Below are 24,229 nucleotides of genomic sequence, written 5' to 3'. Positions count from 1 at the left end.
CTTTATAGGTATCGCAACTCACATTTTTGCAATTTACACACCATTAATATGCAACCTCCATCGTTAAGCAACTCTATATCTTCGCCTGTATTGTTCAGAAGACCATGCTGCCCCCCGGATGATCAAAGTTCATGTCTTCCCCTGAGACAGTTAGCGCGATCTACCGACGGACCTTTTGGCTCAAAATATTCTGTGATATTAATGGCCAAATCCTGTTGGTCCTCCACCACCAAATTGAAATGTTATTCACCCTGCGCTCCTTAACAAGGTCCCAACGGAAAACTTTAAACTGCTGCGATTGGCAATCATACCAGCGCTGCACACCACCAATGCACTGACGAGTAAAGTAGCAATGATCCATAACCAATCAGGCTTGTAATTGATGCCAAATTGAGACTGATAGATCAATTGAGCCGTAAGGTGAGTACCTAAAATGGCCCCCACGCTAGCAATTAAAGAAGTCAACAACCACTCAAACAGGCTTAGTTTACAGCATGCAAGGCGTGATTGACCAAAGCTGATCAGTAAAGCGTTCTTTTTACGCTCATCAGCTTCATAGCCTTTGACCGATGCACTGATCACCAACAGTGCCAGCACAATAATCATCAAACTAAATCCAGATACCAACTTAATGACCATCGACAAAGTATCATCAAAGCGTTGCGTTAATTCGCGCACCGAGATTAACCGCAAAGTTGGATGACGCAGCCAAAGCTCTGCCAACTGCACCCAAGCAGTGTCAGCAAGCTCAAGGCTACCCATATAAAGAGGCGATATTTGAAGCTGGTTCATGGTGCTTTGCGGCACATTAAACCAAAAGGTGATAGAACCTTTGCCTGGTACATATTTATGACTAGCTATGATTTCAAAGTTCAAAGATTGCCCCGCAACTTCAAACCGCAATTGGTCGCCGAGCTTCAACCCCATATCAGTCATAACTTCTTGCTCCACCGATACTTGTTGCCAGTCAGCATCCCGATCTTGCCAGCGTTGGCCAATCACGGTTTGGTTGTTGTTTGCTTGCTTAATACTGAAATGCAAGCGGATAGGCTTTTGTAAGCTAGTCAAACTTTCGCTGGGGCCGGTGGCGAATTCCACCAAGGACTGACCATTGATATGGCTTAATTGCCCGTACCAAAATGGCTTTAATTGGCGAATCTTACTGCCAGTTTGCGCACTCCATTGGCGAATGTCTTGCACCTGTTGTTCATTGGCCTGGGTGATCATCAGATTACCATCGTGCTCACGGGTATAGCCTTCCATGGTTTGACCAATGTCTTTCATCAAACTTAAGGTGAACAGCAACAAAGTGGCACACATGCCAACACCCAGAATTTGAATGGATTTGCTGAGCAAACGCTGTTTCATCATATAGAAACCAAAAGCCACGATGCCCGTTGTACGGCTCGTCACCATAAAGCCCAACCTCAATACCAACCAAGTCAATACCACCATCAATATCAAGGTGGCCGCCATAGCGGCTAGAGTCATGGCCGTGAGCAGACCGTTATCGGAGTAAACAAAGGCCACCACAGCCACACCGATTAACGCAAATCCATATCGTGGCAATAAGTGATTCGGACTCGCCATTTGGCGAATCAACTGTGCCTGGGTTACTTTGGCCATCACTAGCCAATTGGGAATTTGGAATATCGCCAATAGGGCTAATAACAGCGCGTAATTGCTGAATAAATCCGTCCATACCCGGGTGGCGGATAGGTCCGTAAACTGTATCTGCATTTGCTGCAAAATTAGGTATTCCGCCCCCCATGCCAAGGCGGTTGCCGGAATTAGCCCTGCAATGACCGTTAGTAGCCATTGACCAAATGATAAAGCAAACACTTGGGGTTTATTGCTGCCCATGGCTAAACACACCGCAGCAAAGCGCTGCTGGGATAACAACTGACGTCGACCGGCTTGGTCGATAGCAATGGCAGCCATCAAAAACAACAGTACCGATGCTAAACCCACAAAATTCTCAACCCGTTGCCAAAACATCGCCAGCGGATGGCCACTGTGTTTATCATAAAACTGTGCAGTTACTAGCTCAGTAGTGGCCCACTGTTTGAGGGTGTTCAGTTCGCTTTCATCCCCCGTAAGTAAATAGCGAAAGCGGGCATTGTCTGCCTGTATCAGTGAAAGATCATCCAGGTGCACCAATGCACGCATCGCTACGGAATGGCCTTCGAGCAGACGGTCGGGTTCATGTTGTACCAAACCTGTGAGCTTCAATTGTCCATGTCCTATTTCTAAGGATTGGCCAAGGGTGAGCTGCAGCGAAGCAAACAATCGGCTATCGACCCAGATTTCACCGGATTTAGGCCCATGGCTCAGGGATTGCCCTTGTCCATCCGTCTCAAATGCCACTTGCACTGTGCCTTGCACTGGATAAAGATCATCCACTGCTTTTAATTGAATCGCTTGCCAATGATGATCATTGGTCAAGGTTACATTCACCAGCTGGCTCACGCTCAACTGCTGTGCATACTGGTGCAACTTGCTTAGTTGTGCATCGGTTAGCGCTTGATTCTGAGAAATCACCAAATCGCTACCGAGCATTTGCTGCAAGTTATTGGCTAAATAAGTTTGAATGGAACTGCTGCTTAAGCTGAGCGTTAAAATGAAAAACATCAAAGTTGCTTGGGTCCAGCGAATTAAGCGCACATCCGCTTGGTGATATTGCTGGCGGAATAATTGCCACACTAATAGAATCAGCATAATGGGCCTGCCATAGCCGCAGCTTTGTTGCGCGCCTTGACCACTAATTTGCCTTGGCTCAATTGCAGTAAAGTATCGGCCTGCTGTGCTAATTCCATCGAGTGAGTGACCAGTACCAGCCCCACGCCGTTTTGCTGACAGCAATCAAACATCAATTTCGCGACATGCTCTGCGGTTTTCTCATCTAGATTGCCCGTAGGCTCATCGGCAAAAATAAATTGCGGCTGCATTACAAAAGCACGGGCAATGGCCACCCGTTGTTGCTCACCACCACTCAGTTGCTGTGGTTTATGATACATTCGCTCAGATAACCCTACCTTGTCGAGCCATAATTCAGTTGTGGACAATGCGTGTTTGTCACCTTTTAGTTTTAAAGGCAGAGCGACGTTGTTTAAGGCATCAAGTTCGGGTAACAAATGAAACTGTTGAAAAATAAAACCTGAGTTTTGACGCAGGTTCTTTAATAATTGTGGTTCACCGTTTTTCTGAAACTGCACCTCGCCAGAAACCGGACGTTCAAGGCCCGCCATTAACAGCAATAAGCTTGATTTGCCAACTCCAGAGGGCCCCACAATGGCGTAAGAATGGCCACTATGCAGTTCAATATTTAAACCCTCAAACAGGCGAAGCCTCCCCCCTTAAAGTAGACGCCACCTTATATTCATCTTATGCGGCCATTCTTTCATATTCATCTGGGCTTTTGAACCCAAGTGAACCATGTCTTCTTTTAAAGTTATAGTACCTATCAAGATACCAAGCTAAGTTGGTTCTTAGCTCCTCAACGGATTTAAAATTAAATCCTTTGAAACTCTCAGTTGTCAGTGTTTGAAAAAATGATTCCACATACACATTATCATTCATAAACCCTGGACGGTTCATGCTCGGCTCAATATCCAGCTCTCTGAGTCGGTTTTGGTATGCATAAGCACCGTACTCAGAACCTCTGTCGCTGTGAAATATTAGATTTGATTCTATATTTCTGCGACGGACAGCTTTATTTAGCGCTGACAGTGTTAGCTCAACAGTTCGAGTATCCGACAGCTCCCAACCCAACACTTTCCGGGAGTAAAGATCAATAATCACAGCTAAATATTGCCATTGCCCATTGATCTTCAGATAGGTTACATCACCAGCCCATTGAGAGTCTGGTTTACTCGGCATACCATGCTCTCTTTGTAAATTTTCAACCTTAATACAAGGATTTCCAGGCAAAGGGCGTCGACGATAGATCCTTCCAGCTTTCCCCACGATTCCAGCCTCTCTCATAAGGCGTTCAACGCGTTTGTGATTTATTCTTTCACCATTAGCTTTCAGCTCTGCGCTAATTCTTGGACTTCCATAATTACCATCATGCTGTGTATAGATAGCTTCGATACGCCTTAGAATTCGCCTATTCTCTATGTCACGAGTGCTCTCATCTCGATTGAGCCATTTATAAAACCCTTGGGGTGAAACATTCAAGTATCTACATAAGTACCTGACACCAAAGTCTGATCGATTAAGAGCTATGAATGAGAATCTTTCGGCTTTGGATCTTTCAGGTACATTTCCCACTTTTTTAGGAAATCATTCTCCTTTTGCAATTTCTCGACTTTCTTTTTTAGACGTCTTATCTCTTTATCATCGGTTTGAGACCGATTTTTCGTTGCTTTTGTCATACTTATTCTACGACTGGGCTTCTCGACCAGCTTGCCTTCTCTACTTTCCTGTCGCCATCTATACACCATTACTGGATGCAAACCAATAATGTTGGCGATAGTAGTCGTATCTACTTTCAGTTGATTAGTGAGAGCTACCACTCTAACTTTGAACTCTGTTGAATATTCAACAACCCGCTCTTCACTCAGTATTTTCGGCATTTTTTCCTATCCTATTTAAAAGATAGGCGTCTACTCAATGGGGGAAGGTTTCGTAAGCTGTCGGGCGCCGAAGGCGCGTAGTTAATTGATTTGTTAGTTGCTTAACTTCCAAGTGCCTCATAGGAGACCCAGGCTAGAACTATAACTAAGCACCCAAAAGCAAACCAGTGATAGTTTTTGGCTGCCTGTAGGTCAACCGCAACCATCGGGACGTATAAGAATTTAAGAATACCGCTAGATATAACAATCAACACAGAGGCAAAGACTGGCCACCAGGTTTTAGCGAGGAGAGACCATAGCAAGACTACGGGAACACCAAAAGTTACCAGTAAGCTCTCAAGTGCTGTACCAGCGTAGTGCTGCTTAGAGTAACCACCGCAATTTGGACAAATGGCGGGGTGCAACGCGCTGGAATTGAATTTATCCCAATTCGAAATCACCTTTTTATTACAGTGTGGGCATTTATGTTTCATTATCTTCATTAAGAGCAACTAATCGGGATAGGGAGGCACCTCACGATGCCCCTCCTCCCACACCACCAGGCATACGGGTCACGTACCATGGCGGTTCAATTCTATTCCCCTTCCTATCTGCCAATTCCGGCAGCCCCAAGTTCCTAAAGTATCTATTTGGCAATGCTCTGTAAAGGGCAGGACTTTTGCTTAGCCTCCATGGTCCATGTGCTGATTTGGCCGTGTTCCACGCTAAAAAACGATCAACGCCCAGCCTTCTTAATCTGCGGTAACCACTACGTCCCCATTGCTTCCATAAATAACATCGCAACTTCCGCCTTATCCACTTGTCCAGATCTTTCAGAGGGCTCAGTACTTCACTGATGTCAAAGTACGCTTTCCAACCAAGCAGGGACTTCTTTAACTCTTCTATGATCTCAGTAAACTTACGGCCTCGTGTTCGGCGGGTGATCATTCTGATCTTTGCCTTCAATTTATTAATCGATGATTCTGATACCTTTATCCGGGCATCCTTCTTCAGCAATCTAAATCCTAGAAAGCTCCGCTTCCAGAAGTGATCCTCTGCACTCTTCTCAGTATTTACTGTGAGCTTCAGCTTACATTTGATGAAGTGCGTAAGGCTTACTTTTATCCGCTCTGCAGACCGATGACTTCCCACCAGTATTTGGAAATCATCGGCATATCGTACAAAACTGAGTTGCCGCTTGTGCAGCTCCCAGTCCAGTTCATTAAGCACAATATTCGCTAGAAGCGGAGATAACGGCCCACCTTGCGGGACGCCTTTTGTTGTAGCTATTACCTTGCCATCGACTACCGTTGGCGCTTTTAGGTATCGGTTTATCAACCCCAGCACATCAGCCGGTATTCCGCTTTGCTTCAGTGTTAGCATGAGCCTGTCATGATTCACTTCATCAAAGAAGGATTTCAAGTCCATATCGATCGTCCAGCGCTTTCCTTGCCGGACAAAGTTTTGGACCTGTCTAATCGCCTGGTGTGCCGATCGATTTGGTCTAAAACCAAAACTAAGAGCATGAAACTTCGGCTCCCATTGCTCACTGAGTATCTGTGCGATAGCTTGTTGGATCAACCTATCTTGCACAGTGGGTATACCCAATGGACGCAGGCCTCCATTGCCTTTTGGTATAAAGACGCGTTTCACCGGTTGAGGACGATAGATACTACTTAACACCTTTTGTCGGGTAGCAATCCAAGTCTGCTTAAGATGTTCCGGCAACTGTTTTACCGTCATACCATCGAGACCTGGCGCACCCTGGTTACGAGAAACTTGTTGTAATGCTCGAAACAGATTATTCCTATCTAGAATTCGCTGCATTAAAAGAGATGGGAAATTGGACAATGTATGATTAAGTTTCCAGTTTGATGTTCACCCAGAAAAAAAATATTTTTTTTTCCTGGCAACTCAGTTACTTGTCAGATGCAGTCATCAAGCTCTGCATTAATAATACTGTCCAGAATTGTTCAGGCCTTCAGTAGCACGAAATCTACCTACTATGCCCTCTGCTGACTTCTATGGGTCGGTCAAAACCAATCTCTCAGTTTTCAGTTACTCCATTAACAACCCATAGACCTCCCAGGGTAAGACATTTAACTTTCTTCACGTAGATGCTGGATTTATAAAACGTAGGCCAATTGTGGATGGAGAGCTTTATGGTCACGTGCCCACTGGCTCCGCCTACGTCACACCTCATATCCAGTTCTTGTTCATCACCCCGTGAATTTGCGTTGAGCTTCCTCCAGCCAATACCTCGCGACATTAACCTTGCCCTTTCGCTAACCTTCGGCTCCACGAATACCTGGTAAGAGGACTTTCACCTCTCTAGTTAAATGCCATGCCTGGCACACACGCCGCCAACAGAAGCCCGCGCTTGCGCGGGTCCTGTTGCTTGGCCTGGTTAGAAGGCTACTTACGCTGCTGGAGTACAATTTTTTGTTCCTTGTCTTGTGCTTTTACCAGATAAGTATTTGTACCCCATCCTCCGGCCTGTAAATAGTCTTGTACTTTAAGATCGAAAGAAACTCTTTCTCCCCTATACGCTTGATCTTCCTTCACGCCTACAACAGGAGTCAAAATAACTTCCCCAGTATTTCCTTTGAAGCTTTCAGGATTACCAAGCCAGCGCTCACTAAGGAATACTGATTTTATATAAGGTTTCCACATTGGTTTGTTTTTGATAGTTCCTCTCAATCTGTACTCGATAACAGCCTTGGAATTAAATAAGTACAAGTTGGAGTATATTTCTTTGGTTTCTAATACGTCGATTACTAGGTCGTCTTGGTAGCCCCACCACCCAATTTTATACGTTATGGGTACATCAGATTTTGGTTCAGGTATTTTAGGTTCTAGCGCTTTAATCAGGAACCAGTATGTGGCAGTAAGTAGTGCTGCCACTACGCACGCTATAACGATCGTGATTTTGAGTTTTCTCGACATTCTCAAAGCCTTCTAACGACTACAACAGGGACGACTGGAGCGTAGCGTAGGCCGTCCCGCGAAGGGTCAAAGACCCGCAGCAACCTGCTTGTATTTGTTATGTTTTGCACTTAGTTAAACCTTTGGGTAAGACCAACAACAATCATAATGGATAACAAACCAAAGCCAATTAGCCTGAGAGAAGTTTTAATACCGCTATTAGCCATAGCCTCCATTGTATCATCTGCTTTATATATTCGATCAACTCCACTGGTTTTTTCATAGACCATCTCAAGACCGACAGCCAGTATGATAATTAGGACAACGTATAAAAATGTAATCAATCAGCCCCCCGAAATCCAAGTAAGTTAAGAGCGTGAATCTAGAAACTTTCTTAATCATAACGCCGCTATGTGGGGCTTTTGTTGTGTAGTGGAGTTTTGGGGTACAGTGGCGAAGCCACCCCAAAACGGAGCGTAGCAACAAAAGTCCCTACGATTGCATTGTTATATTTATGATACTTCACACTCTAAAAACCCAATACCAGTAAACCCCTTGCCAACCAATGAAGCGATTAGCCCTTGACTAAAAAGGACAGTCCAGGGACAACCTTCTACTAGAAATAGCGGCGGCAAATCTTTCACCGACGATCGCTTAATTACTGGCTCCATACATGTAGGGCCACCCTGTCCATCGAGGAATTCCGATTTATCGTAATTTAAGCAATCGACATTTTTTGTTGGTATTACCAAACTGTAGCCGTCAATTCTAGCACCACTTTTGTAGTACAAAGGTATATCGATTAAACGCACACAAGCGGACGCATGAGTCTCCAAATGCTTTGCAAGCCGATTTGAGCAAATATGCCAACTCAATGGGTTACCTACGTAGTCACATGGTTTTCCTTCGACAAATATTTTTACATTTTCTGGTATGCAATCTTTTTTAAATACACCTTCGGCAATCTCAAGATAATTTAAATCTCCTAAAAAATGCTCAACGAGATACATTGAACAACTTCCGTTGTCAGCAAAGACTAATATTCCAACACTTGGCACTTTGGTCATAAATAAATATAACGTTGCCAACAGGGGCAGCCGGAGCGTTTGCGTGCGAAGCGCGCTGCGTAGGCTGTCCAGCCTAGCCCCACAGGGGCTGGGCGAGCCTGCTTGGCCTGGTTATGTGGTTGGAGGTATATCAGAATGCTCGCCATTTTTAATTACCGCACGCATGAAATCAACTAAGTGCACTAATACCAAAGCTATTAAAACGCCTATGAATTCAGCACCAAGAGGTATTATCTCATCTTTCCCAAGTAAGAAGCGAATCAATCCTACAAGAACTATTGAGGCACACAATGTAAAAATAAGCTTAAGTAAGTGTCTGATAAAAATTTTACCGCAACCACCTGTTTTAAACCCATCAATGACATCAATCATATTTCCTACTCATTGACACTGGTCTTGCCCACAAAAAGTAGACACTCTAACTATGCGTATTTTCGCTCATACTCTGCTGGACTTACATAGCCCAATGCAGAGTGCCTACGAACCCTATTGTAGAAAATCTCAATGTATTCAAACACCTCAGATTTTGCTTGCTCTTCGCTTTCGAATGTTCCGGCATAGACCAGCTCGACTTTTAGCCTGCTAAAGAATGATTCCATTGCCGCATTATCCCAACAGTTAGCCTGGCGACTCATACTCGGCTTGCACTTGCTTTCGGACAAGAGATCCTGGTATTTCTGCGATCGATATTGCACACCCCTGTCAGAGTGAACTAGCAGTCCAGGCTTTATTGGTCGTCGCTCTAGGGCCATTTTCAATGCTCGACGTGTCAATTCATCGGTCATCTGCGAGTCGAATGCCCAACCTACAATACGTCGAGAGTACAGATCCATAACTACCGCGAGGTATAGCCACCTATCCAGAACCCAGATATACGTAATGTCACTGGTCCAGCGGCAATTTGGTCGATCCACATCAAAGCAACGCTTAAGTAAGTTGGCGGAGACGTTAATGCTCCCCTCCACGGGCTGACTATATCGAAAGCCTTTGCCGTTTCTCGCTTTAATATGTTCCTGTTGCATAAGCTTAGCGACGTAGTTCCGCGAGCGTGGCTCACCTAACCCTTGAAGCTCGCAAGCAATTCTAGGCGCGCCATAACGACCTTTAAACTCAGCAAACGTCTCTCGGATTTTCTCGATTGTTCGTATCTCTCTAATCGTGCGAGCAGATGGCAATCGCCCCCGCCATCGATAATAACCCGATCTTGAGACTTCTAAACACCGACACATCAAGCTAACCGGGAATGACCCTACATGCTCTTGTATCAATGCGTACTTTACTCTTGGTGGTTCGCAAAGTACGCAGCTGCCTTTTTTAGAAACTCAACCTCCTGACGAGCTTCATGCAGCTCCTTCTTGAGTTTGCGAACTTCAGCGCTTTCCTGTTTGGAATAGTCGACACCGTCTAAACTATTGAACTGCTTATCAGACAGTCGATTAAATTGACGACGCCAGTTGTAGATCTGCTGTGCGCTGACGCCTAGCTCTCGCGCCACAGAAGCCGTTGTTGCTCCAGGCTTTTCCGCTCTCTTAACTGCTTCTCTGCGGAACTCCTCCGTATACGCCTGAGTTCTTTTCTTACCCATGATACACCTCCGTGTTAGGCCTAAACCTAACTATACAGGGTGTCTACTAAACGTGGGTAAGTCTTAAACCTAACGCCGCTAGCAAGGGCAGCCGAAGCAACGCGTAGGCTGTCCAGCCCAGCCCCGAAGGGGTTGGGCGAGCTTGACTAGCCTGGTTATGGCTGGCGCGCTCGGGACCGGCTACTAGCACTTTGCCAGCCATAGTTTGGCTGGCCGCTGCCCAATATTTACGAGGGAAGAATACCGCACTTTCCCTAACCAATTCCTATCTTACTGGCAATCCGCGAAATTGCAGCGGACTGCCTCTTTTTACAACACCCGAGCGAACACTCTTGTAGCGAAACTGCCTGAATAGCAATCAGTAAAATTGCTCAATACCAGATGCTATTTAGTGGCACGAAATCTTCAGTTACCACGAAAAATCAATAAAACCGACCGCCACAATAACGCCTTGCTAAGGGGCTGCCGAAACGTAGTGTAGGCTGTCCCGCGGAGGCCGCGCTTTTTGCGACCGGAGTGTACTTGAGCAACTTGTTATGTGATTTACTCAAAAATATACTCCTTAATTACAAATACCTTTCTATGGTCACATTCTTTAGGGTGAATAGGCTCGAAGTTCTTGCAATAAGGTTCTACGTAGCCAATAACCCTCTTTGCTTTAGTTAAGTTCGTGCAAACTTCCATGGCTGGGCCTTTCGCAAAATATGAAATACCAGAGCCATGCGGCTTTAAGCTGAAAACGACACCAAGCTCGCCTCTTGCAAGAGGGCCGCAATCGTCTACTTCAATTTCGATGTCCTTGGCATGCACCATTGAGCAAAAAAGGCCAAGGCAAATAACGGTATATTTGATCATGCTATTCACATAACGTTGCCAACAGGGGCAGTCGGAGCGTTTGCGTGCGAAGCGCGCTGCGTAGGCTGTCCAGCCTAGCCCCACAGGGGCTGGGTGAGCCTGCTTGGCCTGGTTATAGCTGGCGCGCACTGAACAACCTACTTGCTCTCTGCCAGCCAACTTTGGCTGGCCACTGCCAGATAAATTTACAGGGAAAAATACCATACTTTTCCCACCAGTTAACTAGCTGATTAGCACTCCACAATGGTGCAGCTGGCTTGCAGAACTTGTTGGCTTTAAACGAAGGCACTTGAACGAAACTGCGGTACCAGTTTGAAGGAGAACTCTCTGGCGAAGCGTGTTCAGGTAGAGATTGTTACTTGCAGCAACTACAAACCATCTAAAAAATGACCGCCACAATAACGTCTTTAGCATGCGAGCGCTTTTTGTGGAGCCGAAAGGCGGAACGAAAAGTGGGTCGCGTGCCTGAGCTGGTTAAATGCTTTTACCATAACGTTTTTTAACATAGTAAAACACATTAGATGATAACCAAACCAGTATGAGTTGAATAAACATTTCACAATAGGTTAAGTCATACGAGGCCTCACCATCCACGTGGATAAACCAATGTAAGAAAGGAATGGGACCAACAAAGCCTTGGTAAAACCAAAGCCTCCACCAAACGATAGAAGCAACAAACAAGCCCAATAAGATCAGCAATTGTATTCCTGTAGTCTTGTAGTCTTGTTTCCTTTCTTCATTTAATTCCCTGTATTTAACAGTTATATAGTAATCATTCTGATCACTATTATCCTGATTACTATCCTGGAATCAATCTAGCGAAAAAATACTCAAAATCCAAGGAGAATCAGCAAGTTATCCAACTTTCAGAACCACTGTTCCAAATGTAAAAACGATCACTTTGCCTACTATCCCCATTTTATACGATCTCTCTAACCTATTGTAATACATCAGGTTTTCAATCATTTTTGCCTCTAGCCAAAAATAACAGTCAAACTGATCGAAAATCCTGCTGACTCCCAGCCAAATGTTCAGTAAACTGTTAATCCATACAGTATTGAGACTGTGGAGATGGACGACATCCCTATTCCGCTTCCCAAGCGGCCATCCCGCTTTATGGACCGCTTTAGGACGTTTATTCGGTCTCGATATTTGGCATACAAAACAGAGAAGACATACTGTTTCTGGGTGAAAGACTTTATACGCTTTCATGGGATGCAACATCCGCAGGACCTTGGAAAGTCTGAAATAGATCAGTGGTTAAGTCACCTTGCCGCTAATCGCAATGTATCAGCAAACACTCAGAGAACGGCTTTGAATGCGGTTGTCTTTCTCTATAAGCAGTTTCTGGATATTGAGTTAGGGCAACTACAGTTCGAACAAAGCCATCGGCCTAAGCGATTGCCTGTTACCTTTAGCCATGAAGAGGCAACTTCAGTATTAGAGTACCTTAGTGGCCCATATAAGCTTGCCGCTTCATTAATGTATGGCTCAGGCCTTAGAGTTATGGAAGCTGTGCGGCTCAGGGTGCAGGACATTGATTTTAGTGATCAATGCTTGATAGTACGGGAATCCAAGGGGGAGAAGTGGCGAAGAACACTGCTGCCTCGGTCTCTGATTAAGCCCCTCAAGGTGCAGATTGCACATGCGCTCTCTCTACATCAGCAGGATTTGGCAGAAGGCTATGGGTATGTCTATTTACCTTTCGCACTGTCAAAAAAGTACCCACACGCGGCTACAAGTGCCGCTTGGCAATATGTGTTCCCTGCTCGATTTCGATCGCAAGACCCTCGCAGCGATATGATGCGACGGCACCATATTGGTGAGCAACAAGTAAGACGGGCGGTTTCCAAGGCCGTTTCAGCCCTCAATATCCGTAAGAAGGCGAGTTGCCACACATTTCGCCACTCTTTTGCTACCAACCTCTTACGTGCTGGTACTGATATACGCAATATTCAGGAGCTGCTTGGCCACAGCGATATCAGTACAACCATGATTTACACCCATGTTATAGGCGTACATGAGCGCGGTGTTACCAGCCCTCTTGACTGATTTCGGTCCCCCGGCAGCTATGTCTTTGGGTGGTAGCTGGCTTTGGGCCAAGCCTTGTTGATTTCATCTGCCTGAAGCTCAGCATTAAAGTGTTCCCAGGTAATGCCATTAATGTCAGTTTCTGCGGTAAATGTATCGGCACCATCCGATTCCCACCCTAGATGCCTTAGCGTGCCGCTTTCACAATTTGGATCATGGCGAATCGATAAGTTAACAGTGGCAGTTCGCCATAAAGCATATTCATTGGGCACATGCACGCAGGGAGCAGTATTTAATCTTCTACTGTAGTCGGCAACTGACTCTTCTATCTGATTAGTCGACAGTGCGATATGAATTTTATCCATGGGCCCTACCTTTATTGATACTTGTGTTGGTATCTACATTTTTAGTTACTACCACTCGCTCCAGCTTCCAGCTGCTCCTGTACCTTATCCAAATTAAAAGACCCAGGTACCTGGCTGGGTGGATATTCTTTCATAGTTTGCAAAAATTTTGATGCGAGTTGCTGCATGGGAACCAGGACAAAAGCCCTGTCTATAAACCAGTCGTTATAGGTATTCGAGTTGTGTTGGGCTTTTTCAAAAGGATCTTGCCTCAAATTGAACAATAGTGGCACTCGTAATTCAGTAAAGGGCTCTCGCCAGACTTCAAAACCCCGCCCGCGATTTTCCAGGAAAATAGCCTTCCAGGGTTCGTAGCGCATAGCTACAATTTGGCCGTCATCATTTACGTAGATAAATTCTTTTCTTGGTGAAAGTTTTGCTTTGCCGGTGAAGTAATCCATCATGTTGTAGCCATCAACATAATTTCTGTACTCGCGCCCATTGAGCTCGACCCCGTCCTTGAGCTGTTCCTTGATATTCGGATTCCCCCCGGCCGCAGCGAGGGTCGGCAGCCAGTCCTCATGGGAGACAATACCTGTCAGCGTAGTACCCGCTGGAAATTTGCCCGGCCAGCGTACAAAGGCTGGCACCCTATAAGCTCCTTCCCAATTGGAATTTTTCTCACTGCGAAATGGCGTAGTTGCAGCATCAGGCCAGGTGTTGAAGTGGGGACCGTTATCCGTGGAGTAAAACACAATGGTATTGTCAGTGATATCCAGGCGATCGAGCACACTTAGCAGCTTTCCTACCAGAATGTCATGCTCAACCATGCCATCCATATACTCATTGCTGTTGGGGCCCGCAAGGTTTGTGTGCTCCTCTCTGACATGAGTGCGAAAGTGCATCCGGGTGGCGTTCCACCAGACAAAGAATGGGGTCTTAGCCGCGTGTGCACGTTCGATAAAGTCGATAGCTGCCGCTAGGGTTTCATCATCGATGGTTTCCATCCGTTTCTTGGTAAGGGGGCCGGTATCTTCGATTGGTCCGCCGGCCTTGGCTTTAATCACTCCTCTGGGGCCAAACTTCTTGCGGAATTCAGGGTCTTTGGGATAGTCCCGGTTCTCAGGCTCTTCCTCCGCATTCAAGTGATAGAGATTGCCAAAAAATTCATCAAAGCCATGGTTGATGGGCAGGTGTTCGTCCCTATCCCCTTGGTGGTTTTTACCAAACTGGCCGGTGGCATAACCCAGGCTTTTCATTACCGTGGCGATAGTGGCATCACTCTTCTGCCACCCCTCTTTGGCACCTGGAAGCCCCACTTTAGTCATGCCAGTGCGCACTGGGACATTACCCGCTAAAAAAGCCGCGCGGCCTGCTGTGCATGATTGCTGGCCGTAGTAATCGGTAAAAGAGAGCCCTTCTACCGCCAGCCGATCAATGTTGGGCGTGGTGTAGCCCATCATGCCGCGACTGTTGAAGCTGATATTCCAGATGCCAATATCATCTCCCCAGATCACCAAAATATTGGGTTTGGTCTGCGCGAAGAGGCTACCAGGGGAAAGGAATACAGCAGCCAGTACAACCAAAAGGAACTGTCGGAGACGGGATTGGGAGATCAGGAGCATTACACACCTCAATATTGGCAGGCTCAATACACCGCTTTAAGACTAGTCCTGGTAGGCGGGAACTTGAGGAATCACCGGCCCCTGGCTTGATTGATCCTTCTCTTCTGGCGGAAACACCGTCCGCCAATCCTTCGCCATATCTACCACTAACCAGCTATTTGCCTTAGCGGCTTGTAGCGCTTTGTCCAGGCGCCCCTCTGAGGAGTTCTTATCGTATGCCCATTCTCTTTTGGCATCGGTATGGTGAATCAGCATGGCAAAACGCGACCCCTTGGCGGCGGTGGTCCATTCCAGCATTTGTAAATCACCATCGGAATTGCCTGCGGCAAAAACCGGCCTCCGGCCAATCACGTCATTGATTGCGATAGGCTTCCCCTGTTTATCAGTGAGGAAGGCCAGTTCATCTAATTTCACGATATAGGGGTGACCACCCCCATTTTCATAGCGGGACTTTAGGCGACTGCCGATAACCTGCTCTGGGGGGATTCCATATAACTCCTGGGAAAACACTCGAATAAAATCAGTGCCGCCCCCCGAAACAATGTAGGTTTTAAAACCATTTGCTCTTAAGTATTCCAGCAACTCCAGCATGGGCTGGAACACCATCGCACTGTAGTGCTTGCCAGTTTCCGGGTTCTTAGCGCTCCTGAGCCATTGGGCAACAGAGCGCTGGAAGGCATCCGTACTCAATCCCGCATGAGTCGCAGTAAGCATTACTTCCAAACCTTCCCTGCCTTGCCCCAGCAGGTTTGATAAATCGCCCTTTAGGATCGAAGCGAAGGGCTCTTGGGTTTTCCACTCTGGGTGTTGGGGCGCTAGCCTTTTAACTTCATCGGCGGCATAGAGCAGCTGGAAATACACGGGCTTCTCGGACCAGAGGGTGCCATCATTATCAAATACCGCGATACGTTCACCGACAGGTATAAAGTCGGCGCTGTCCTTTCGGGTAACCTTGTCAACAAAGTCCACAATTTGGGCTTTAACGCCATCTTGCCAGGATGGCAAGGGAGAACTGAGTGCCGGTAAGCTGATTGCCAAAACCAGCAATAGACACCCTCGGCTCAGGGCAACCCTAAATTTCCAATCCAGCATTCTGGCCCTCTCACAAAATGACATTTACGGCACATGAACTAATCTTTTGGCCTAGGGGGCCTCTGAATAACTCCCTAAGATAAGAACTCATCACAATAAAAAAACCGTGATAAATATAGCTGGCACTAGCCTCCTCCAAATCAGCCTTATCTGTCTCGTTCTGGTGGCTTGTGGTAACGAAGAGCCGGTTGATACCCAACCTCTCAAGCGCCAGGACGAAGCAGTTAGCTCAGAAGCCACTTTCGTGGGCTCCGCGCAATGCGCCCTATGCCACAAAGATGAGGCCAGTGCCTGGCAAGGTTCCCACCACCAGCTGGCAATGCAGGCCGCCAATAGCAACAGCGTTCTCGGTGATTTCTCCGGGGTGGCATTTGAATATCAGGGGCAGAAATCTCACTTCTATCAAAAGGAAGGACGCTATTACGTACGCACTGATGGGCCCAGTGAAGACCTCCAGGACTATCCCCTTGCCTATACATTTGGTGTCCACCCTTTACAGCAATACTTGATTGATTTGGGAGGCGGTCGTCTTCAGGCACTGAGTATCGCTTGGGATAGCCGGGACAAATCTATCGGTGGCCAGCGCTGGTTCCATCTCTATCCCGATCAAGCGATAGACCATCAACATCCCCTGCACTGGACCGGCATAAACCAGAATTGGAACTTTATGTGTTCCGACTGCCATTCCACCAATCTGCAAAAGGCCTATAACCTACAAACCGATAGCTACCAGACATCCTGGTCAGAAATCAGTGTCGGTTGCGAATCCTGTCATGGCCCGGGATCGAGACACCTTCAGTGGGCAAAAACACAGAATGAGGCATTGCCGAATAAAGGGCTTGATCCCCATCTTATTGACCCAACCCAACAGCTCCGGGGAATGGATCTGCAAACGGGGATAGCCAAGCTTGCGCCATCGGCAGCCATCCAGCGTGAAATAACAACTTGCGCCCAGTGCCATTCTCGGCGGAGTACCCATTTACCGGGAGCGCAGGCTAACAGCGAATTACTGGATCATTTCAACCTCACACTTCTGCAAGAGCCTCTCTACCACGCAGATGGCCAGGCCGATGGCGAGGTATTCGTGTACGGATCTTTTCTGCAAAGCAAAATGTACGCTGCAGGTGTTACCTGTAGCCACTGTCATAACCCCCACAGTCTACAACTGAGAGCAGCTGGTGATGCAGTTTGTGCCCAGTGCCATATGCCGGAGCGATTCGCCCGTACTGATCACCATCTGCACCCAACTCAAAGCCCCGGTGCCCGCTGCACAAACTGCCATATGCCGACGAAAAATTTTATGCAGGTGGATGGGCGCCGGGATCACAGTTTCCGCGTTCCCCGACCTGACCTTTCCGAGGCGCTGGACACCCCCAATACTTGCAACAGCTGCCATCAAGATAAATCGAGCCAGTGGGCAGCGAAGATATTGGAAGACAAATACGGCTCACCTCCCCCTCACTACGGGCAGACATTGCACGCAGCTATGCGCGGGGATAGCGAGGCCGATAAGATGTTAATGGACCTTATTCAGGACAGCAGTCAACCGGAGATTGTTCGGGCCAGCGCAATCCGTTTGTTACCGCGCTACCTGACGATAAATTCCGCTCAGTTACTCCAACAAATTGCCCAGAGCGAAGAACCATTATTAAACCTGGCCCTTGCGCAGTCTCTGGATGAACTACCGGAGCAATTACGACTGATGATCGGTGTACCGCTGCTTTTCAGTAAAATGGCCGTGACCAGGTCGCTGGCTGCCAATGGCGTTACCGATGCTCAGATCGGGACTATGCCCGCGCAAGTACATCAGCAATACTCAAAGGCCCTTAAAACCTATACCACCTCAGAATTATTCAACAGCGACCGACCGGAATCCCTGGTAAACCTGGGCAACCTCCATTTCCAGAGAGGAAATACGCAACAAGCGGAAGCCTTCTATCGCCGAGCAATAACCAAGGCCTCCTACTACACACCCGCCTATATCAACTTGGCCGACCTTTACCGGGCAAGTGGACGTGAAACCGATGCGGAATTATTACTCAGAGGGGCACTTTCGAAGAGTGAGGATATCGCCGTAATCCAGCATGCCTTAGGACTTTCCCTGGTTCGTCAGAACCGCCACCAGGAGGCAATGGGTTTTCTAAAGGCGGCGGCTGAGCATGAGCAAACCCAGAGCCGGTATCTTTACGTATACGCCATAGCCGTTCACTCAGAAGGCAACAGCGAACTCGCCCTGGATATTCTAGAAGACGGCTATCACCAGTTTCCGCAGGACCTGGATATTTTGCGGGCATTAATTTCTATTAGCAGGGAATCCGGCAAGCGGGAAATCGCACAAAAATATGAAGCACTTTTAGCCAGCAAGCGCTAAAAATCATAATAGAGACTTAACCTAAGAAGCCTTTCAGTAGGCAGCAGACCAAATTCACAGGACTCACAACCCCGGAAAAACTGGGCTTGCAGTCGAGTACTAAAATGCTCAGTCCAGTTCTGAATCAATTCCAGGTTGTGGTACTGACTCTTGTCATCCAGGTTGTATTGCACACTCTGGCGATATTGAAACTTCTTATCCAGCCGGGTGTTACCCCACATCAAGAACAAATACTCCTGCCGTAGTTGTCCGGTAGATAAAAGGTTAAAACTGTCAGACAGAAAAGAAATCGCCTCATAAATCTGCGCGCTGTTCAATCCGTTCTTTGCACTATCTACCTGCGTTTGAACCAAACCCCACTCGTCATCATCGAATCCATGCTGGTTATACAGATACTCCGCAGTAACATCCCATCCCTGGTTGAAGCTGAGCTGAGTACCAAGTACCAGCTTCAAATAACCATCGTCCTCTGCTGGAAAATAGGAGAGTTCGCCCGGCTGCGGTAACTCCCGCTGATGTTCCCAAGCCCCCTCCAACCTGAGTGTGGCACTGTCTCCAGCCAAAGTACTCAACCCGAAAGCGACATTGGTTGCCTCCCCCTCTATCTGATGTAGTACCAAGCGGGTATCCAAGTCACCTTCACGATTCACCACGAGTGCGTACTGAAACTCATGGTCATTTACGCTAGTGTCAAAGTGACCATCCAGATCGTCCTCAACCTGAGCCATATAAATGCCGGTGTTCCAGCGACCATAGCGGAAATCGAGATGGGCCATATCCCAGCCCAGTTGCTGGGTAAGTTCATCGGCATCCAGATTGGGGCGGTCAAAAGTGGCTTTTAATAGATTTGCTGGAGACCAGTTGTAACCGTTGCTCCACTGAGGTTTTATCCGACCGACGTTAATACCAAACCTTCGGTTGTCAGTGTAAGAAGAGAAATACCCCTCTAGCAGATGGGATTCTGTCTCTTTTTCAGATGTTCCAGCCTCATTAGACCGATAGTGCTCTATCGCCGCAAACCGCGAGTAAACTGAGAAGTGTGCTCCCAGGGAAAACTGGCCACTGAGATCCAGAGCAAGTAAAGACTCTTGTTCATCAAAGACAAACAGACCCGGATCGAAATAGGGATCATCCCTAACTTCATTCTGCTGGTGATACCCGAGTAGCGAAGCATCAACATCCCAAACAACTCGAGAAACCCCTTCCTCAGTGCTCACTTCATCGAAAAGTTCCGAGTTGGTCTCGAAAGGATCTTGATAGCCTTCGGCACCGGCAACTTTTTCAGCAAAAGCGAGAGGAAGGAGTATAAATGGGAGAATTGTCCTGATTCTGATAACCATTACCGACTCACCTCAATTCAGCCTGCCAAGGGAGCCTTTTTGGAAAATTGCCGGGTCCAGGCTCTCAAGACGATAGTCATCGAATTTCATCCAGGTATAACTCTCGTCAATGAGTGCATCCACCAAGAGTAATTTATGCAGTTTCAGCTCGCCTTCAAACTGCTTGAACTCTTTATAGTGCGCTGTTTTAAGGAGGCGCCCGGATCGGGTATAAAACTCCCCCTTTAAAGGCAGGTTTCCCTCAGCCTGTGCCATCCAAATTTTTACTTTGTCATAGGCAACTCCAGAGGATTTTGCCGATAAATACAGCACCCAGTAATCTTCCCCATCAACAGTTTCCTGCCCTTGCAGCTCTGCCGTGTAATCCCGGGAAAAATTTGCCCCCACTACATCACCGTTACTGGTCTCGCCTATTAATCGCTGTGAGGGCGCAATCCGGATAACCCTGCGCGTACCGGGAATATAGAGCCACATATTGGCGCTCTCTTTTAGCATTGCCCTGCCCTTTTCCCGGGCGGGCGCCAAAAATTGGATCAGTGATTGCTCATTAAATACTTTGACACTGAGCTTATTGGTGCGGGGCTCCTTGTCCTTTTTATAGCTGATATTGGTGATATCAAAGCTAAAACCCTGATCCCTGAACCCGCGAAAGTCATCCAGCTTATTAACCAGTGACTCAGCCGAAACCGATGCATAACTTGAGTAGCTAAACAACAAGCAGGCTATCGCCAACACCCACCCATAAAAAGAATTCAACTTATACATAGAAGACCCAAATCAAGTAAACCTAAGTGCTTTTACTACCGGCAGCCGGGATGCTTTTATCGCTGGATAAAGGCTGGAAACAAGTGAAATACAAAAACCCAACAGGAATGTTTTCAATAAGATATCCGGCACGACAAACACACGGATAGGATAATCCTGGGTACTGCCCGGTGGCCGAGGCATCATCCATTCGGCATAGGTAATTCCCTTGGCTGCCAGTGCACCAATCAGTAGCCCCAGCAAACTTCCGATCAAACCGAGAAATACCGACTCTAGTAAAATCAGGTTTACAACCTGCCGGGGAGTACCGCCCATGGCTCGGATAGTACCCAGCTCACGGGTACGCTCCATTACTGCCATCAACATGGTATTGGAAATACTCAACGCGACGATTACCAACACAATTACGGTAATAAAACCAAAAACTCCGTTAAACAGGCCAACAACCTGATGATAGTAACCCGCCAGTTCTTCCCAGCTTTTTATTTCTAGGTTCAAATCGTTCTGCTCAAAGACACTGGCCAGAGTCGCAATTGAGGTAGATGTAAGTTCGGTCTCCTCCAGTAAAACCACTAGCCGTGTAATATCTGACGTATAGAGTAATTCCTGGGCCAGAGGCAAATTCACCCTGAGCAAGCGATCATCCAGTTCCTTAACACCGGTTGTGATTACCCCCATCACCTGTACATCGACAGCATTGATTGCCCCATCCTGGGTGCTTGCCAACAGGGTCAAGTAGTCCCCAATCTGAACATCCAGAGCATTGAACAAGCCTTCTCCAAGGTGGGCAGCAGAAATATCCTCTGGAAATAGATCGTCCCCTTGAACAATCTGAATTGCAGAGGAAAGCATCACTTCTTTCTCCGCATCGATACCAATTCCAGTGATGGCTATCGATTGCTTGCCATCACTAAGCAGGCCATTGAAATTAAGGCGTGGTGCTACCACCAGTGTATCGGTTTCGTTTTCTACCAGCTCGGAAATCTTTTGTAGATCCCCATCAGCAATCAGGTATTTTTCCGGTTCCGCTTTGCCAAACTGGTTGTAGCCTTTGGCATAGATTTGTATATGACCAAGCTGCGAGCGGATCATACTCTCCCGCATCCCCTCATACATCGACTGTACAAAACCGCCAAAAATAATCAGGCTGGTACAACCGAAAACGATCGCAGCCAAGGTAATCAGGCTGCGGCGCCCGTTACGCATAATATTCAGCAGTGCAACTTTCCAACCCAAGCCCATGACTAAATACTCCGAAGCGCCAGCTTGGCTTTAGCGGACCAGTCGGTATCCGACTCGGCCACCTTTCCCCAAAGAACCCGGGCATCATCGGGCTGTTTATTGCGCTCGTAAGCCTGGGCAAGGTAGAACTCTACAAAGCCAAGAAATTCTTTACCGAACCGATAGCCCACCTGTTCCCTCACCAGCTCCAGGTCTTCAACAGCGTAGCGCGCTCTTTTTAGAAAGGCCGGCATATTGGCACAGCTGATTCCCCGCTGAAGGCGGGCGCCCAGATTGAATGGAGATTGTTTAACAGCCCGATCCATCATGCGATTGCCTCGTCTGGAGAACAGCGATAGTTTTGCCAATCGATCAAGGTAGAAGCTGGATTTAAAGGAAGTTGTCGATCCCAATGCAGCATTGAGTTCGGGGTCATCCGGGAGACTCTCCACCAGTGACTGCATCAGAGCCTCTAACTCCTCAACATCCTGCAACTCTGCATCTTCCATCGACGTAAGGCGCGCAAGCTGAGCCAAGTAGGCCTGCTTTCTCTGCTCACTGGTCGTTTCTCCATTGACAGCAGCAAACAGCGCTTCCCTTTCGCTATTGGTGAATGGAATCGGAGTTGGATAGACGAAGTCTTCAGCCAAAGCTGGTGCAGAAATTAAGAATACAACTGAAATAGCCAAAGCCGCTCTAGTTAGCGGGCCCCTAGCCAGCAACATTTTTATGATTGCTGTCATGCAATAGCCTCCTGAACAATACCTTGAGGCGAAGCTGTATCCTCTACCAAATGACCATCTCGTACCGTGATAACACGGGATGCCAAGCTGGTTACATAATCATCATGGGTGGCTACGATAAAAGTGACACCCTGCTCCCGGTTGAGCTGCTTCATAAGGCTCATAATGCTCTCCGACGTGCGCGAATCCAGATTGGCTGTGGGTTCGTCCGCAAGCACCAGATCCGGCTTACTGACAATTGCCCTGGCAATCGCCACTCGCTGCATCTGCCCCCCCGAAAGCTGGGTAGGACGCTGATTAACCAACTTGGCAAGCCCTACTGCTTCCAGAGCGTCTAACGCTAGTTGCCTGGCATTGTTAGCCCCCCGCAGTGTCAGCGGGTACATCACATTCTCAAGTGCTGTAAGCACGGGAATCAGGTTAAAAGACTGGAAAACAATCCCAATATGACGACCTCGGAACAGGGAGCGCTGATGCTCTCCCAAACTCCCAAGATTAACGCCATCAATATGAACTGATCCGGAATCACACTGATCCAATGCGGATAGAAGATTCAATAATGTGCTCTTACCACTACCGCTGGGCCCTTTCACAGCCAGAAACTCACCCCGATCGATGGCAAGATCTATATCCCGCAAGGCGTCGACCCAGAGATCGCCCAATCGATAGCGCTTTGAAACACGCTTAAGCTCAACCAACATTAACTTTTACCCAGGGTGACTGCCATTTGCCCCAGTTGCTCACAAGAGGTTTGCATCGTGGCAGGACAAGGAGCCATTGCTATTGCTTTTTGGTAGTAATCCCTGGCCACTGCCAAATCCTCAGTGCCCTCTCCAGCTTTCACCCAGTAGGCATTAGCCAAAGACAAATACACCACCTGCTGCATAGCAGCCGGCAATAGATCGGGCTCTGAATCCATCAGATTCTTAAACCAGGCTTCATCTTCGAACACCCGCTCAAAGTGGCCGCTTACTTCTCCTACATAAGAAAAAGTAATCAGCCGTATCAAGCGCACATTAAAGTCTGAATCGGCACTGAGACCTGCCTGATCCACCTCATCCATCGCATGGCGTAGACGGTAGAGCTTGTAAAGACCCATCGCAGGATCAAACATTGCACCTGCGCGCTTGCCCTCATTAGAGTAATACGCTGCACGTATCAACATGTCGTCTGGACGCTGTTGATACGCGGCTTCCAGCAAGTGTGCAGCCTTTTCAAGCTCGTTATGGTGACTAAATAACTGCCCAAGCTCCAACATCAAGTCGGGGTCTGTACTATTTTCACCAATCTCCTGCTGGAGAAACTCCACCTGCTCCATCTCGCCTTCTGAATAGGCAATCTTGCCAAACTCGATGGGAGCAGCACCTGAAAACCAGGCAACAACATTTCCAATAAAAAAACTACTGATAAGAATGGTAAGTACTTTTTTAAACATTGACTGCTCCCGAAGTACGCTAGACTTCTTCCGAGTTTTCAAGTAGTTGACCATCCATTTCCCTAAGGGTGGTGTGTTCGTCGAAAACAAGATTTTCAGGGCTCATCACCCCCGGGTATAACTGCTCGCAAATTAGAATCACCTCGACAATATTCAGGGAATCCACCCCGAGTTCTGCAATGGGTGTATCTGCATCGACAGCATCAACATTCAGCATAAGAGCTATTTGCTCACAAAGCTCTTGTACCTTGTTCTCTACAACTGCTGTAGACAT

Annotated in this window: 25 protein-coding genes; 2 read left to right on the top strand and 23 right to left on the bottom strand. The window is 47.3% G+C overall.

Going from position 1 to position 24,229, the window contains the following annotated elements; all coding sequences use genetic code 11:
- Positions 1–246: 246 nt before the first annotated feature.
- From ACJJI1_RS17380 to ACJJI1_RS17320, 13 genes are all read right to left on the bottom strand, one after another.
- On the bottom strand, positions 247–2,718 hold the full coding sequence (locus ACJJI1_RS17380) for an ABC transporter permease (protein ID WP_444957423.1): 2,472 nt from the start codon (positions 2,716–2,718) through the stop codon (positions 247–249).
- Positions 2,712–3,341: an ABC transporter ATP-binding protein gene (locus ACJJI1_RS17375; protein WP_444959397.1), complete on the bottom strand. Its 630-nt coding sequence runs from the start codon at positions 3,339–3,341 to the stop codon at positions 2,712–2,714. Before ACJJI1_RS17375 ends, ACJJI1_RS17380 begins: the two co-directional genes overlap by 7 nt.
- Before the next feature lie 43 nt (positions 3,342–3,384).
- Positions 3,385–4,272, bottom strand: a complete 888-nt coding sequence (locus ACJJI1_RS17370) for an IS3 family transposase (protein WP_444957422.1) — start codon at positions 4,270–4,272, stop codon at positions 3,385–3,387.
- Entirely contained in the window at positions 4,224–4,577 is a 354-nt protein-coding gene (locus ACJJI1_RS17365) for a transposase (RefSeq protein WP_413662302.1), read from the bottom strand. Before ACJJI1_RS17365 ends, ACJJI1_RS17370 begins: the two co-directional genes overlap by 49 nt.
- Before the next feature lie 513 nt (positions 4,578–5,090).
- Positions 5,091–6,383, bottom strand: a complete 1,293-nt coding sequence (gene ltrA / locus ACJJI1_RS17360) for a group II intron reverse transcriptase/maturase (protein WP_444942540.1) — start codon at positions 6,381–6,383, stop codon at positions 5,091–5,093.
- 220 nt (positions 6,384–6,603) lie between these two features.
- Positions 6,604–6,825: a hypothetical protein gene (locus ACJJI1_RS17355; protein ID WP_444941031.1), complete on the bottom strand. Its 222-nt coding sequence runs from the start codon at positions 6,823–6,825 to the stop codon at positions 6,604–6,606.
- Positions 6,826–6,971: 146 nt separating this feature from the next.
- Entirely contained in the window at positions 6,972–7,502 is a 531-nt protein-coding gene (locus ACJJI1_RS17350; protein WP_444932931.1) for a hypothetical protein, read from the bottom strand.
- A 110-nt stretch (positions 7,503–7,612) separates the two neighbouring features.
- A complete protein-coding gene (locus ACJJI1_RS17345) occupies positions 7,613–7,825 on the bottom strand; it encodes a hypothetical protein (RefSeq protein ID WP_444957421.1) in 213 nt (70 codons plus the stop codon).
- 168 nt (positions 7,826–7,993) lie between these two features.
- A complete protein-coding gene (locus ACJJI1_RS17340; RefSeq protein WP_444957420.1) occupies positions 7,994–8,491 on the bottom strand; it encodes a hypothetical protein in 498 nt (165 codons plus the stop codon).
- Positions 8,492–8,659: 168 nt separating this feature from the next.
- Positions 8,660–8,920: a hypothetical protein gene (locus ACJJI1_RS17335; RefSeq protein WP_444932929.1), complete on the bottom strand. Its 261-nt coding sequence runs from the start codon at positions 8,918–8,920 to the stop codon at positions 8,660–8,662.
- A 50-nt stretch (positions 8,921–8,970) separates the two neighbouring features.
- Complete coding sequence (locus ACJJI1_RS17330; protein ID WP_444957419.1) at positions 8,971–9,816, bottom strand: IS3 family transposase; 846 nt, start codon at positions 9,814–9,816, stop codon at positions 8,971–8,973.
- Between the two features lie 8 nt (positions 9,817–9,824).
- Positions 9,825–10,133 carry a transposase gene (locus ACJJI1_RS17325; protein ID WP_444895975.1) on the bottom strand — a complete coding sequence of 103 codons (309 nt, stop codon included), beginning with the start codon at positions 10,131–10,133 and terminating at the stop codon, positions 9,825–9,827.
- Between the two features lie 543 nt (positions 10,134–10,676).
- Complete coding sequence (locus ACJJI1_RS17320) at positions 10,677–11,117, bottom strand: hypothetical protein (protein ID WP_444957418.1); 441 nt, start codon at positions 11,115–11,117, stop codon at positions 10,677–10,679.
- A 942-nt stretch (positions 11,118–12,059) separates the two neighbouring features.
- On the opposite strand from ACJJI1_RS17320, the gene ACJJI1_RS17315 reads away from it, so the two are divergent.
- The gene (locus tag ACJJI1_RS17315; protein WP_444957417.1) at positions 12,060–13,040 is read left to right on the top strand and encodes an integron integrase; all 981 of its coding nucleotides are present in this window, start codon (positions 12,060–12,062) and stop codon (positions 13,038–13,040) included.
- A 17-nt stretch (positions 13,041–13,057) separates the two neighbouring features.
- Here ACJJI1_RS17315 and ACJJI1_RS17310 read toward each other — a convergent pair whose 3' ends face one another.
- From ACJJI1_RS17310 to ACJJI1_RS17300, 3 genes are read right to left on the bottom strand one after another with little or no spacing between them, the layout of a single operon-like run.
- On the bottom strand, positions 13,058–13,384 hold the full coding sequence (locus ACJJI1_RS17310; protein ID WP_444905583.1) for a VOC family protein: 327 nt from the start codon (positions 13,382–13,384) through the stop codon (positions 13,058–13,060).
- Positions 13,385–13,425: 41 nt separating this feature from the next.
- Positions 13,426–14,988, bottom strand: coding sequence for an arylsulfatase (locus ACJJI1_RS17305; protein WP_444957416.1), 1,563 nt, complete (start codon positions 14,986–14,988; stop codon positions 13,426–13,428).
- Positions 14,989–15,030: 42 nt separating this feature from the next.
- The gene (locus ACJJI1_RS17300; protein ID WP_444894150.1) at positions 15,031–16,080 is read right to left on the bottom strand and encodes an HAD family hydrolase; all 1,050 of its coding nucleotides are present in this window, start codon (positions 16,078–16,080) and stop codon (positions 15,031–15,033) included.
- Between the two features lie 106 nt (positions 16,081–16,186).
- Between ACJJI1_RS17300 and ACJJI1_RS17295 the strand changes: the two genes are divergently transcribed.
- A complete protein-coding gene (locus tag ACJJI1_RS17295) occupies positions 16,187–18,451 on the top strand; it encodes a tetratricopeptide repeat protein (RefSeq protein ID WP_444957415.1) in 2,265 nt (754 codons plus the stop codon).
- Here the strand turns inward: ACJJI1_RS17295 and ACJJI1_RS17290 are convergent.
- The 7 genes from ACJJI1_RS17290 to ACJJI1_RS17260 are packed head-to-tail and all read right to left on the bottom strand — an operon-like array spanning position 18,448 to position 24,229.
- Positions 18,448–19,791, bottom strand: coding sequence for a hypothetical protein (locus ACJJI1_RS17290; RefSeq protein ID WP_444932923.1), 1,344 nt, complete (start codon positions 19,789–19,791; stop codon positions 18,448–18,450). The two genes, ACJJI1_RS17295 and ACJJI1_RS17290, sit on opposite strands and share 4 nt — an antisense overlap.
- A gap of 12 nt (positions 19,792–19,803) precedes the next feature.
- On the bottom strand, positions 19,804–20,556 hold the full coding sequence (locus tag ACJJI1_RS17285; protein ID WP_444905588.1) for an outer membrane lipoprotein-sorting protein: 753 nt from the start codon (positions 20,554–20,556) through the stop codon (positions 19,804–19,806).
- A gap of 12 nt (positions 20,557–20,568) precedes the next feature.
- On the bottom strand, positions 20,569–21,798 hold the full coding sequence (locus tag ACJJI1_RS17280) for an ABC transporter permease (protein ID WP_444957414.1): 1,230 nt from the start codon (positions 21,796–21,798) through the stop codon (positions 20,569–20,571).
- Between the two features lie 2 nt (positions 21,799–21,800).
- Positions 21,801–22,520 carry a hypothetical protein gene (locus ACJJI1_RS17275; RefSeq protein ID WP_444957413.1) on the bottom strand — a complete coding sequence of 240 codons (720 nt, stop codon included), beginning with the start codon at positions 22,518–22,520 and terminating at the stop codon, positions 21,801–21,803.
- Positions 22,517–23,221 (bottom strand): ABC transporter ATP-binding protein, encoded by a 705-nt coding sequence (locus tag ACJJI1_RS17270; protein WP_444896901.1) that lies wholly within the window; start codon positions 23,219–23,221, stop codon positions 22,517–22,519. Before ACJJI1_RS17270 ends, ACJJI1_RS17275 begins: the two co-directional genes overlap by 4 nt.
- The gene (locus ACJJI1_RS17265) at positions 23,221–23,955 is read right to left on the bottom strand and encodes a tetratricopeptide repeat protein (protein WP_444896900.1); all 735 of its coding nucleotides are present in this window, start codon (positions 23,953–23,955) and stop codon (positions 23,221–23,223) included. The genes ACJJI1_RS17270 and ACJJI1_RS17265 overlap by 1 nt, the downstream gene beginning before the upstream one ends.
- 19 nt (positions 23,956–23,974) lie before the next feature.
- Positions 23,975–24,229 (bottom strand): acyl carrier protein, encoded by a 255-nt coding sequence (locus tag ACJJI1_RS17260; protein ID WP_282933202.1) that lies wholly within the window; start codon positions 24,227–24,229, stop codon positions 23,975–23,977.

The organism is Microbulbifer maximicatervae (SeqCode) (assembly GCF_052467065.1).
This window is presented reverse-complemented; position numbering and strand designations above follow the sequence as displayed.

What these genes read in the sequence shown, in the direction of transcription:
- ACJJI1_RS17380 (WP_444957423.1), bottom strand. Translation starts at nt 2,718, where the DNA reads ATGCTGATTCTATTAGTGTGGCAATTATTCCGCCAGCAATATCACCAA.
- ACJJI1_RS17365 (WP_413662302.1), bottom strand. Translation starts at nt 4,577, where the DNA reads ATGCCGAAAATACTGAGTGAAGAGCGGGTTGTTGAATATTCAACAGAG.
- ltrA (WP_444942540.1), bottom strand. Translation starts at nt 6,383, where the DNA reads ATGCAGCGAATTCTAGATAGGAATAATCTGTTTCGAGCATTACAACAA.
- ACJJI1_RS17355 (WP_444941031.1), bottom strand. Translation starts at nt 6,825, where the DNA reads ATGTCGCGAGGTATTGGCTGGAGGAAGCTCAACGCAAATTCACGGGGT.
- ACJJI1_RS17350 (WP_444932931.1), bottom strand. Translation starts at nt 7,502, where the DNA reads ATGTCGAGAAAACTCAAAATCACGATCGTTATAGCGTGCGTAGTGGCA.
- ACJJI1_RS17340 (WP_444957420.1), bottom strand. Translation starts at nt 8,491, where the DNA reads ATGTATCTCGTTGAGCATTTTTTAGGAGATTTAAATTATCTTGAGATT.
- ACJJI1_RS17335 (WP_444932929.1), bottom strand. Translation starts at nt 8,920, where the DNA reads ATGATTGATGTCATTGATGGGTTTAAAACAGGTGGTTGCGGTAAAATT.
- ACJJI1_RS17325 (WP_444895975.1), bottom strand. Translation starts at nt 10,133, where the DNA reads ATGGGTAAGAAAAGAACTCAGGCGTATACGGAGGAGTTCCGCAGAGAA.
- ACJJI1_RS17315 (WP_444957417.1), top strand. Translation starts at nt 12,060, where the DNA reads ATGGACGACATCCCTATTCCGCTTCCCAAGCGGCCATCCCGCTTTATG.
- ACJJI1_RS17310 (WP_444905583.1), bottom strand. Translation starts at nt 13,384, where the DNA reads ATGGATAAAATTCATATCGCACTGTCGACTAATCAGATAGAAGAGTCA.
- ACJJI1_RS17305 (WP_444957416.1), bottom strand. Translation starts at nt 14,988, where the DNA reads ATGCTCCTGATCTCCCAATCCCGTCTCCGACAGTTCCTTTTGGTTGTA.
- ACJJI1_RS17300 (WP_444894150.1), bottom strand. Translation starts at nt 16,080, where the DNA reads ATGCTGGATTGGAAATTTAGGGTTGCCCTGAGCCGAGGGTGTCTATTG.
- ACJJI1_RS17290 (WP_444932923.1), bottom strand. Translation starts at nt 19,791, where the DNA reads ATGGTTATCAGAATCAGGACAATTCTCCCATTTATACTCCTTCCTCTC.
- ACJJI1_RS17285 (WP_444905588.1), bottom strand. Translation starts at nt 20,556, where the DNA reads ATGTATAAGTTGAATTCTTTTTATGGGTGGGTGTTGGCGATAGCCTGC.
- ACJJI1_RS17280 (WP_444957414.1), bottom strand. Translation starts at nt 21,798, where the DNA reads ATGGGCTTGGGTTGGAAAGTTGCACTGCTGAATATTATGCGTAACGGG.
- ACJJI1_RS17275 (WP_444957413.1), bottom strand. Translation starts at nt 22,520, where the DNA reads ATGACAGCAATCATAAAAATGTTGCTGGCTAGGGGCCCGCTAACTAGA.
- ACJJI1_RS17270 (WP_444896901.1), bottom strand. Translation starts at nt 23,221, where the DNA reads ATGTTGGTTGAGCTTAAGCGTGTTTCAAAGCGCTATCGATTGGGCGAT.
- ACJJI1_RS17265 (WP_444896900.1), bottom strand. Translation starts at nt 23,955, where the DNA reads ATGTTTAAAAAAGTACTTACCATTCTTATCAGTAGTTTTTTTATTGGA.
- ACJJI1_RS17260 (WP_282933202.1), bottom strand. Translation starts at nt 24,229, where the DNA reads ATGTCTACAGCAGTTGTAGAGAACAAGGTACAAGAGCTTTGTGAGCAA.